The sequence below is a fragment of the Solemya velum gill symbiont genome (assembly GCF_002020255.1).
GTDB lineage: Bacteria > Pseudomonadota > Gammaproteobacteria > Chromatiales > Chromatiaceae.
Genome location: NZ_MPQG01000005.1, coordinates 110,220 through 122,121, shown reverse-complemented (window position 1 = coordinate 122,121; position 11,902 = coordinate 110,220). Strand labels below are relative to the sequence as shown.

The 11,902-nt window shown below is 49.3% G+C and carries 9 protein-coding genes; all 9 read right to left on the bottom strand.

The window, feature by feature from the left end:
• Positions 1-316: 316 nt before the first annotated feature.
• The 9 genes from pgl to BOW06_RS05765 all read right to left on the bottom strand — a co-directional run bounded on the left by pgl (position 317) and on the right by BOW06_RS05765 (position 11,896).
• Positions 317-1,006 (bottom strand): 6-phosphogluconolactonase, encoded by a 690-nt coding sequence (pgl, locus tag BOW06_RS05805; protein WP_043116904.1) that lies wholly within the window; start codon positions 1,004-1,006, stop codon positions 317-319.
• Positions 1,003-2,487, bottom strand: a complete 1,485-nt coding sequence (gene zwf / locus BOW06_RS05800; protein WP_043116905.1) for a glucose-6-phosphate dehydrogenase — start codon at positions 2,485-2,487, stop codon at positions 1,003-1,005. Before zwf ends, pgl begins: the two co-directional genes overlap by 4 nt.
• Before the next feature lie 3 nt (positions 2,488-2,490).
• Entirely contained in the window at positions 2,491-3,402 is a 912-nt protein-coding gene (gnd, locus tag BOW06_RS05795) for a phosphogluconate dehydrogenase (NAD(+)-dependent, decarboxylating) (protein WP_043116906.1), read from the bottom strand.
• A gap of 328 nt (positions 3,403-3,730) precedes the next feature.
• On the bottom strand, positions 3,731-4,321 hold the full coding sequence (locus BOW06_RS05790) for a VIT1/CCC1 transporter family protein (RefSeq protein ID WP_043116907.1): 591 nt from the start codon (positions 4,319-4,321) through the stop codon (positions 3,731-3,733).
• A 6-nt stretch (positions 4,322-4,327) separates the two neighbouring features.
• Positions 4,328-4,597 carry a DUF211 domain-containing protein gene (locus BOW06_RS05785; RefSeq protein WP_043116908.1) on the bottom strand — a complete coding sequence of 90 codons (270 nt, stop codon included), beginning with the start codon at positions 4,595-4,597 and terminating at the stop codon, positions 4,328-4,330.
• A 206-nt stretch (positions 4,598-4,803) separates the two neighbouring features.
• Positions 4,804-7,524 carry a cation-translocating P-type ATPase gene (locus tag BOW06_RS05780; RefSeq protein WP_078453430.1) on the bottom strand — a complete coding sequence of 907 codons (2,721 nt, stop codon included), beginning with the start codon at positions 7,522-7,524 and terminating at the stop codon, positions 4,804-4,806.
• Between the two features lie 119 nt (positions 7,525-7,643).
• The gene (locus BOW06_RS05775; protein WP_052131971.1) at positions 7,644-8,288 is read right to left on the bottom strand and encodes a hypothetical protein; all 645 of its coding nucleotides are present in this window, start codon (positions 8,286-8,288) and stop codon (positions 7,644-7,646) included.
• Positions 8,289-8,305: 17 nt separating this feature from the next.
• Positions 8,306-9,379: a site-2 protease family protein gene (locus BOW06_RS05770; protein WP_043115599.1), complete on the bottom strand. Its 1,074-nt coding sequence runs from the start codon at positions 9,377-9,379 to the stop codon at positions 8,306-8,308.
• Positions 9,380-9,691: 312 nt separating this feature from the next.
• Positions 9,692-11,896 (bottom strand): heavy metal translocating P-type ATPase, encoded by a 2,205-nt coding sequence (locus BOW06_RS05765; protein ID WP_043115597.1) that lies wholly within the window; start codon positions 11,894-11,896, stop codon positions 9,692-9,694.
• Positions 11,897-11,902 lie beyond the last annotated feature (6 nt).

The window sequence follows — 11,902 nt, the reverse complement described above, 5'->3', positions numbered from 1 at the left end:
CGTCTGCGTCCATGCTGAAGTTGAAGCTTCCACGACCTTTGCCACGACCACGGCCACGACCTTCACCACGTCCGTCTCCGTAACCGTAGCTGTCGTTGTATGAGTTGTTGTCGTCACCGAAGAAAGGCATGTCCCAATCAGCGAATCTTTTTCATTTGAATCTCCAAAAATATTTAAAAAGTATTAAAGTTTTAAAATCTGTTTGATCCGGGCTTGGTGCCTCGTTTCAATGGAGATAAGTATGTTAGTATTTACTGATATTTCAATATTTATTTTCATTGTTTATGCTTATCGCTTATATCAGCTGTGCTTATGACTATTTGTCAGGACGATCAGTATAAAGATCAACACCATTAAATGGCGTAATTGCACTGACAGGCAGCCCCACACCTGAGTCCCACATCTTGAGTGCCTTGCTCTTTCCTACACCTGTAGCCAGGAACCAGACATGTTCACTACGGCTCAACCTGGATGCACTAAGGGAGATGCGCTCAGGTGGTGGTTTGGGTGCATTCATTACAGCAAGCACATCCGGAGAGTCTGTTGTTATGCCAATTTCATTACCGGGGAAGAGACTGGCTGTGTGGCCATCTTCACCTATACCAAGTAATACAAGATGAAAAGTCACTACTGTCGCAATCGTCTGTCGGTAGTGTATGGCCCCTTGCTCTGCCCCCAGTTCTGCAGGAATCTGGAATATCTGCTCAGGAGGTATACCGACTTGATTGAGCCAGGCCACGCGGGCCATTGTGTCATTGCGATCAGGATCATCTACAGGAAGACAGCGTTCATCACCAAAGTAGATGAACCAATGATTCCAGTCGGTATCGAGATGAACCAACTTTTTATATAAGGCTTCCGGCGTTCTTCCACCTGCAAGTACGATTCTGAATTTACCATGTTGCCTAATAGCTTCATCGGCAACTTTTGCGATTTGCTGAAACAGCTCGTTCAATAACGCGTCTTGCTGTTCAAAAACGTGCCTATGGACAATTTGTTGAGTCATGCCTGTTCGATCTGGTTACGCCAGTTCTGATCATCACTGTCGAACAGACGGGTTGCTTCATCCGGCCCCCAACTACCAGCCGGATAGGTGTGAACATAACTGTCAGCCACCGCCCAGTGACGTAATATCGGATCTACAACCTGCCATGCCCACTCAACCTCATCGAAGCGAATAAACAGACTCCTGTCACCGTCGATAATATCGAGCAGTAGGGTTTCATATGCATCCAGGGAAGCTTCACCCTCATCACGGTAAGGCGCTTTGAGGTCGATCCTCCGTGTATTCATGTCAAGCCCGGGTTCTTTTGCATGCAATTCGATATGCATACATTCATGCGGCTGAATCGCCAGTACAATCCAGTTTGGTTCAATATTCTGTAACGAGGTGTTCTGAAACAACTGCTGTGGCGGATGCTTGAAACGGATAAAGATCGAGGTCATCTTCTCCTGCAGGCGTTTACCTGTGCGCAGGTAGAATGGCACACCTTTCCAACGCCAGTTATCTATATAGAACTTCGCGGCAACATAGGTTTCCGTGGTTGAATCGTCTGCGACATTCTCTTCCTCACGGTATGCGACTGCCTCTTCATTACCCACTGTTCCTGCACTGTACTGGGCACGTATGGCATAACTGTTGACTGCTTCACGCGGTATTGTCCGGATGGAACGCAGTACTTTTACCTTTTCATCCTGCAAGGCGTCTGCATCCAGTGTTGCCGGTGGCTCCATCGCCATAACGGTTAGGAGCTGCATCATGTGGTTCTGCAACATATCTTTGAGTGCACCGCTACTGTCAAAATAGCCGGCACGTGAGTCGATACCTTTATCCTCTGCCACGGTAATCTGGACGTGATCTATATAGTTACGGTTCCAGATCGGCTCGATCAGGCTGTTGGCAAAACGGAACACTATCAAATTCTGGACGGTCTCCTTACCCAGGTAATGGTCAATGCGGTAGATCTGCTCCTCATCAAAGTGTGTATGCAGCTGCATGTTCAGCATGCGTGCACTTTCAAGATCTTCACCAAAAGGCTTTTCAACCACGATGCGGTGTCGAGCAACCTTGCCACTGAAGCCTGCGTTGTGAAGATGGGTGACAACATTGAGAAAATCAGCCGGACGGATGGCAAGGTAAAAAATGATGTTTTCGCAAACACCTGATTTGGGCCTGGACAACACTTCCATCAGTGCCTGGTAGGCTTCAGGCTGGCTGTAATCGCCACGGACATAGGTAAACCGATCAATCAACCTGGCTGCAATTACTCCATCAAAAGCCTCACCAAGCTTCGACTGCAAAGCCAGCTGCACATGTTCTGCCCAGTCATCCTGGCTCCAGTCACGCCTGGCAAGTGCAATGAATTCCAGTGCATCAGCAAGTCGACCGGCTCTCTCAAGATGATAAAGAGCCGGTAGCAGCTTGATCGTCGTCAGGTTGCCTGTTGCACCGAAAATAACGAAATGGCAGGGTGAGATGGTATCCATCAATCAGCCCTCTTTCTTGATTGCGTGCCCACCAAAACCCTTGCGCATCATCGCCAGCATCTTGTTGCCGTAATCCCCTTTGCCCTGCGAACTGAATCGCATCATGGTTGCCAGTGACATCACGGGTGCGGGAACACCCTGTTCGACTGCCTCAATTGCCGTCCAGCGCCCTTCTCCCGAGTCAGCCACGAATGGCTCCAGATCATCAAGCTCCTGGTCTTCAGCGAGGAAATCTGCACTTAGATCGAGCAGCCAGCTGCGCACAACACTGCCATGCCGCCACATCTCGGCAACTGCTCCGAGATCGATGGCAAAGTCATCACGTGATTTCATCAGGGAGAAACCCTCCGCATAGGCCTGCATCATGCCGTATTCAATGCCGTTATGAACCATCTTGACGTAATGTCCGCTCCCTGCTGGTCCACAATGCAACCAGCCCTTGTCAGGTGCAGGCGCCAGTGCTTTCAGGAGAGGGGTAATCCGCTGTACCGCGTAATCATCACCGCCAACCATCAGGGCATAACCATTTTCCAGCCCCCACACTCCACCTGATACACCAGCGTCGACATAATGGACACCTTGCGTCTGCACTTTCTCAGCTCGTCGCATCGAATCCTTGAACCAGGAGTTTGCTCCATCAATCAGAATGTCATCCTTGTCGAGTAATGGAAGAGCTTGCTCAATTGCATCCTCGGTGATTTTTCCAGCGGGCAACATCAACCAGACAACCCGTGGTGACTCCAGCTGTGCAATCAGGTCCACTATGGATTCGGCGACCTCAAGTCCTGTTTCATCAGCCAGTTCCCGGGTGGTTGCGAGTGTACGGTTATGCCCGATAACCTCTATGTCTGCCCTGCGCAGACGACGAGCCATGTTGCCGCCCATGCGGCCAAGTCCAACTATACCGAGTTTCATCGACTTATCTCCGGTAAACAATCGTTAATAGCCCTATTTCACGGTAATGGAGTGCGGGTGTCAAAAAAGATCGGTCTCAAAGAATCAAATCAGACAGCGAAGGTTAGTGACAGGACAATTAGAGACGTGTTCAGAAAGAATGGATGAAAGACTGAACGACCGCTTCCGACCCAAAGCAGTCATTCGTTACTTACAACAGTTAAAGACTTGCTTCATATTGATAGCCGACATCCAGATTCCTTGTAGCAGGTTCCTTTGCGAGTCAAAGCGGGTGTTCAGAATTGTTCCGACGGTATTTTATCTCTTTGGATAGACAAGGCCGGGCGTTCTAAGCCCACGGCGCAGTGAACAGATAAATTAGTGCGGCAGTCATCGATGCAACTAATACAGTCTGAATTCCGCTTCGTATCCATGATATTCCAGCGATTTTCCCCAGAAAAACACCCAACAGAAAAATAAGTACAACCGCAACTATAATAGCGGCATAAAGCGGTGATACAGGCAGGTGAATGCCAACACTAGAGAGAAATAGAGGCATTAGGATAAATAGTGAGATAACAAGGGGAGCCATACCATTAACCAATGCTATCAATAGTGGGACAGCACGCGCCGCTTCACCATGTGCGCTCTGTTGGAGGTTAGAAACCATTGCATCCTCAAGCTTTCCGAGCGCATGCTGTCGTTCCGCAGATTCACTGATGTAGGCGCTACTCACGCCACTCATGCCCAAAGCAATGGCCGCACTTAGGCAAACACTGATAACAACAGATAAGTCGGCGGGTGCACTGACAAGAAATCCGATAATGAGGCCCAGCATGGTGAGCGCACCATCAAATCCATTGACAACAAAATAGCGGCGTACAATATCGTGTGTGCGGGTGATCTGAAACAGAAACCTCGCTTTCCTCAACAGGCTCATGAAGATTTAACCAGCATCCGTTTCACTCTGTACTTCTACTTCATCAATACTGTGAAGCGAACCGCCCATATCGCTTATGGTTGATTGAACTGCTTCAAAATCAATGGCATTACCAACCACTTCTATTTGAAGTGTCTCAGTTCTTTCATCCACCTCAATCACGGTCAAATGCACACGATAATCAGAGCCTGCTTTGGCGATGGAACTGGAGAATTCAAGCGCATTTGGCTGATGAGGTTTAAGCACATCCAAGACTATCCTTTTTACAAACACCATAACTTGTACCCACGTCTATGTATTCTGATCATGTGTAGTAAAAAATAATTTATCGTTGATATTTTTACTAATGAAAAAAACTATATTACAAGGTAAATATCTTACCTGATTGTAAAAAGAAAACATTGCTACAAAATCAGGCGAACAGACTGGACTGAACGACCGTTTCCGATCCAAAGCAGATCCTCAGACACTCTTAAGACGAATCAATGTAAATATCGCTTGCGAATTGCCTTGTGTAGCTCCATCGCAATCAGAACGGTTAGTGCAAATCCAAGTAATTCCAGCCAGTGTTGTGGTGAAATCGGTTGCACGTGCAGTACATCCCGAAGCCATGGTGTATACATGGCCCCAATATGCACGAGCTGGGCTGCAACTGTACCGATTAAAAGAATAGGATTGCGTAACGGGTTGTGTCGGAATACCGAGCGCGCTTCGGATCGGCAATTGAATACATGGACATTCTCGAATAGCACCATCAGCAGAAGGGTTCCATTGCGCGCCTCATCCAATGTATAACCTCTGGCGATGAGCCACTGAAAGAGAAGAAAAGCAACTGTCCCGATAACCAATGCGGAGATTATGACACGCTCAATCATGATCCGGTTGAAGATCGGTTCATGTGGTGATCTTGGCGATTGACGCATTTCGTTACCTTCGCCTGGTTCGAACGCGAGAGCCACATCTTGAATTCCGTTGGTTACCAGGTTCAGCCAAAGCAACTGTACTGCCATTAAAGGTAGAGGAAGCCCGGTCAACAACGCGAGTGTGAAGAGCACCAACTCCGCTGCACCAGTAGAGATTAGAAGAAAAATCACCTTTCGTACGTTGGCAAAAGCAACGCGGCCCTCCTCGACACCCGCAACAATAGAAGCAAAATTGTCATCGGTAACAATAAGGTCGGAAGTCTCTCTCGCCACATCGGTGCCATTCAGACCCATGGCGACTCCCACCTGCGCAGTGCGTAGTGCTGGCGCATCATTGGCTCCATCACCACTGACTGCCACAAAATGTCCATTCCGTTGCAAAGATTGAACAATCTCCAGTTTTTGGCGTGGTCCCACACGCGCGAAACATCGTGCCTTCGCGGTTAGCTGATCAATTGTTCCCGAATCCAGCGCGAGTTGCAGATCAGGCCCTGCCACCAATTGGTCGGCACTCTCCACAATGTTTAATTCTTGTGCAATGGTGAGGGCAGTAGCAGGATGGTCACCTGTAATCATCGCCACCTCTATACCAGCCTCGCGACATGCTGCTACGGCTCCCTTTGCCTCGGTGCGCAGTGGATCGATAATCGCCACCAGGCCGATCAATGTGAGCCCATGTAATTTCTCTTCCGTGAATGCCTGTGCTTGATCCAGCTCAATATCGCCGGCAGCCAGGGCAAGGACTCGATAGCCTTCATTCGCCAGGGAATACGCCAGTTGCTCAATCATGTCATGCTTTATTGCTATATCTTGCCCAGGGATCGCCATCGTCGTGCACATAGGCAGGAGACGTTCAAGGGCACCTTTTACAAAGGCACACTGTCTGCCATCCACACTATTTAAGCTGGCCGAGAATTGTTGCTCCGACTCATAGGGGATAGTCTCAATCTCGGGAAAGGTATTTGTCATCTCTGCCTTGACGACTCCAGCCTTATGCGCCATCACCAGGAAAGCGACATCCACTGCATCACCATGGTGAGACCAACCTGACTCGGTGCGACCAAGAAAGCCTTCATTAGTCAGCACTGCCACCTGGCAAAGGCGCTCCAGCAACGCCGCCTCATCTTCTGATGGAGCGCCGCGTGATGTCAGGATTGATCCCTCTGGCACAATACCTTCACCGCTAATTTCCCATACCTCACCGTTGGGTAAGGCGATTCGACGCGAAGTCAGCTGATTAACCGTGAGTGTGCCTGTCTTGTCAGTTGCAATTAAAGTACAGGAACCCAGTGCTTCGACGGCGATAAGTCGGCGTACAATAACATTGCGCTTGGCCATTCTCCGCATACCAATAGCCAGTGCGACGGTAAGCGCCACTGGCAGGCCCTCAGGAATTACAGATACTGCAAGGGCGACAGCAAGCAGGAACACTTCGGTGATTGGCGTAGCCTGCATCAATGCCATTACGAACATTAACAATGCTGCAATGCCAACTAAGAGCGCTACACGATGGGTAAATCGATCCATGCGGACTTGCAAAGGCGCTTTGGGTGAGGGTTTGAAAAGGACATCAGCAGCAATTCGGCCCAGTACCGTATTAAGCGCAGTAGCCACAACGACACCTCTGCCGCGTCCGCGGCTTGTCAACGTGCCTGTATATAGCATATTGACCCGGTCTCCCAGGGCGGTGTTCTCCGGCAAAACAGTTTTGGCATCTTTCAGCACGGGTAATGACTCACCCGTTAATAAGGATTCGTCTACCTCCAGATCATGGGATGCCAGCAATCGCAGATCTGCCGGGATTTTATCACCGGGCACTAAAAGCACTATATCGCCCGGGACTAACTCTTCGGCCTTGATTTCGTAAGTATCCCCCTCGCGTAACACACGACAACGTATACTGACCAGCTCTTGCAGCGCAGCGGCAGCTCGCTGTGCGGAATATTCCTGGACAGTTCCAATAACAGCATTGATAAGCAATACTGCTGAGATAAATCCCGCGTCAGACCACTCTTCGATCATTAGAGAAAACAGCGCGGCCACAACAAGAACATAGATGAGCGGACTCGCAAACTGACGCAGAAAGAGCATCCCGATTCCCGGCAACTTGACTTGAGGCAGTGTGTTGCGGCCATATCGATCAAGGCGGGTAATAGCCTCGCTATGAGTTAACCCATGAAGCGAGCCTTTCAATTCATCAAGAACAGCCTCATCGGATACTGCATGGGGGCAACTTACAGGATCAATTTCATTTGTAGCAATCAAAATGGCAACACTCATTGGAATCCATGGTATAGATAGCATTACCCACACATACAATTGGGATCAAGTTTTATTCACCTTTCTGAGTATCTGCTTCTGACCGAAAGCAGACATTGGCAACAGGATATTCGTTGAGATCATGAGGAATGTCCTCGTGGCACTGAGAACAGCCGTCCCATGACGAGATGAGAAGGTAGATAGATGAGTAGTGGAAACAGCACCATTAGTAAAAGCACATACAGCGGTTCCGGTAGCATGGTCTGGGGAGTGCCACCAAAACCATATACCCAATTAATATTTTCAACCGGGTTACTCACCAGGTAGCTTACGGGTAACACGATCCAAGACAGCAGACTCTGTCCCAACAGCCCGAGCTGGTGGTAACCGAGCCTGTAAAGACACCACAGCAACACCACGGGCAAGGCAACATGAAACAATGACAAGGAGCGGACAAAGAGCGGTATGCTCGTTTCAAACATATACTGTGTTCCCTTAAACTCGATAGCATCGATTCCAATAGTTAGGCGGATGAGCAGGTCCGCACACCAACCCAGCTCAGGGATGAGTATAGCAATGGTCATCATGCTGAGAAGCAAGCGTGATTCCAACCACAAAGCAGCCAGCGTGACCAGCAGGGCAATATCCGAGCCCCAAAGAAAATTTGCCGGGCCGTACTCGAACCAATAAACCGGTACCAGCACCGCAACAAAAGCGGTATAAGCAAGCTTCAGGCAGCGAGGAATGGATCTGGTAGGGCGATGATTATTAATCGGTGCTGTCATACAGGAGTCTAATTTGATCAATGCAACGCTTTCTGTATGGAGATCAATTCAATCACATTATCCATGTTAACGATACCAGCAAGATGACCGGCCTCAATCACAGCAAATAAACGACACTTGTCACTCTGTAGTCGCTCCAACACCTCGTCCAATGGCTCATCTTTATCAGCGTACTGTAAACCTGTTTGCATCCAGCTACCTACACTGGCCTGAGCACCATGCTCATGCAGACCTCTCAACAAATCATTTTGTGTGAGCACCCCGACAATAGCTTCGCCATCCAGTACTGGAAAATCTTTCTGACTACCAGCCAGCGTCAACTGAATAGCACGATCCAAACGGTCATGCGAAGATAATACATTAAAATCTGTCAGCATGGCCTGCCCTGCAGAGATGCCCAGCAGCGTGGACTTCATCTCTTCTGCCGCCGCCTCGGAAGCAGCACCGATCCAAACGAACAGAGCTATAAACATGAGGAAAGGATTAAACATTAGTCCCATCAAACCCAGCCATAATGCAAATCCCTGCCCTACCTTGGCGGCCAGCTGTGTCGCTCTATTATGATTCATACGCAATGCCAGGACAGCACGTAATACGCGACCACCATCCATTGGAAAAGCAGGAATCAGGTTAAATACCACGAGTATAATATTGAAGAGCATCAACCGTTGTGCAAACGGACCTCCCGTAAGAGTAAGCTCATCAGCAGATATCATCGTATTTGTCACCGTTAGCCAGAACCACAACAATATTGCGATAATCAAGTTGACAGCAGGCCCCGCCAGTGCCACGGCAATTTCATGTTTTGGAACATCAGGCATGCGCTCCATCGCAGCAAGTCCACCGATAGGGAACAGTGTTATATGCTGTGTTCGAATTCCATATCGTTTTGCAGTAAGCGCATGTCCGAATTCGTGCAGTACAACGCAGGTGAACAGGGTGAGGATAAAACTAACACCATTAAGTGCAGCGCCCAAGGTGCCCTCAACCGCCCAGTAACTCAATCCGAGCCAGATGAGAAGTATAATAAGAGTTGCATGTATATATACATCAATACCTGCAACACGGACCAGCTTGAAGGACCATTTCATGTTTCATCACCATTAAATACTTCCATGACGCAGTATTACGGTACCTGTAGAAAAAATGCAACGGATGGGCCATGTCAGCTTATCCGCATTTTCCTGGTTTGATGAGAGAAATTATGAATAGATATTCAAATGACCGCTTCAGGCCGAAAGCAGTCATTCCATACGAATCACAAAGCTTTCGGGGTTATTGGGGGAAAGACCATGACTTAACACAGCAAGCTTCTAGCTAATTCTGGGAAATGTACTCAGATCCCTAATATCCCTGGCAAGAATTCTCATACCTGACAGTTTGTTTCGTAGAGGCATGAGTTTTTAGAGGGAAGTACGACGTAGACGCAGGGCATTGCTAACCACTGTGACCGAGCTCATGCTCATTGCAGCTGCTGCGAATACCGGACTCAGTAGTAACCCAAAAGCCGGATAGAGAATACCGGCTGCGATGGGGATGCCGAAGAGGTTATAGATAAAGGCACCGAAGAGATTCTGCTTGATGTTCTTCAAGGTTGCTTTCGATAAAGCTATCGCATCGGAGACGCCGCTTAACGACTGGCGCATCAAGGTGATGCCGGCCGATTCAATCGCGACATCCGTTCCTGTATACATAGCGATGCCGACATCAGCCTTCGCCAGTGCAGGTGCGTCGTTGATGCCGTCACCGACCATAGCAACTATCTCCCCCTTCGACTGCAGATCGCTGATGACCGCAGCCTTGTCAGCCGGCAGTACATCGGCAATGACTTTATCAATACCAACATTCGCAGCAATCGCCTGGGCAGTGCGTTGATTATCGCCTGTTAGCATGATGACCTTTAGCCCCATCTGTTGCATCCCTGAGATCGCCTCGTGCGAATCCTTGCGTGCACTATCTGCTATACCAATCAAGCCAATCAGCTGTTTATCTTTTGCCACATAGACAGGTGTGACGCCCTGCCCTGACAGTTCATCAGCTGTTTCAGTTTGATTTGAAATGTCGACACTCGACTCATGCATATACAAGGCATTGCCAAGCCTGGCGGTTTGACCTTCAATAGTTGCCGTTACCCCCTGCCCCCTGATCGAGTTAAAGGCATCGGTCTGCGGAATAGACTCTTTATCAACTGCATCACAGATTGCGCGTGCAATCGGGTGTTCTGAATGCTGTTCCAGTCCAGCAGCGAGTAACATCAGTTCTGATTCACTGATGCCTTCGATTGGCAGCCTGTGAGTAACAGCAGGTTTACCCTCAGTGATTGTGCCAGTCTTATCTAGAACCACGCTGGTCAACCTACCCGCCTGCTGCAAGGCATCACCACTGCGAATTAAAATACCAAGACCGGCTGCCCTGCCAATGCCGACCATAATGGAAATTGGTGTTGCCAGTCCCAGTGCACAGGGGCAAGCGATAACGAGAATCGTCATGAAGGAGACAACCGCATAACCAAACTGCGGTTGCGGCCCGAATAAGTACCAGACCGCTGCGGCAATAATTGCAATCGTCACCACGACAGGAACGAAGATTGCTGCGATCCGGTCGACCAGCCTGCCTATCGGTGGCTTACTTGCCTGAGCCTTGCGTACCTGTTCAATGATCTGCGCAAGTGCCGTCTCACGTCCGATATGTTTTGCGCGCATCAGAAAACTGCCGGACGTATTGAGCGTACCGGCAAAGAGTTGATCGCCCTTCTCCTTGCTGACAGGAATGGGCTCACCTGTGAGCATCGATTCATCAACGAATGAGTCACCGTCAATGACAACACCATCGACCGCAATACGTTCACCGGGACGAATCCGTATGGTCTCATCCAGACCAACTTCGGCTAATGGAATTTTCTGTTCAAACCCCTCGCGAATCACAGAAGCCTGCTTCGGTTGCAGTCCTATCAGTTTTTTCAGTGCCTTCGAGGTCTTGCCACGCGCCTTGCTCTCAAGTGCCGAACCGAGCGAGACAAGTGCAATGATAATGACAGCAGCTTCAAAATAGGCATGACGTGCGAGCGTCGGGAAGAGGTTTGGAAACAGTACGACGAGCGTTGAATAGAACCACGCAGTTCCAGTACCAAGCGAAACCAGGGTATCCATGTTGGCACGACGATTTTGCATCGCAGACCAGGCACCGCGAAAGAAATGGCCACCAACGAATACAAGCACCAATAGTGTGACCAGGCTAATCCCGATCCAGATACCCTGCGCCTGTTGCGGTGGTGGAATCAATCCAGCCATGCCCGGAATAAACAGTAACAGTCCGATACAACCGGCAATGATGGCGCGTCGCCAGAGGGTTCGATACTCTTTTAGCTCAGCCTCCTCCTTGGCAGATTCATCCTCTTCGCTCTGCAACAAGGCAGCTTCGAAGCCTGCCTTTTGTACAGCTCCGATCAGATCACCTGCATCTACCTTGCCGGTAATGGTTGCAGTGCGCTCACCGAGACTAACATCAACCTCAACAGCACCATCAACTGACGACAGTGCATCCTGTACAGATGCAACGCATCCTGCGCAGGACATACCGCCAATGGATAAGCGTATTGGCTGATTCATTAGATG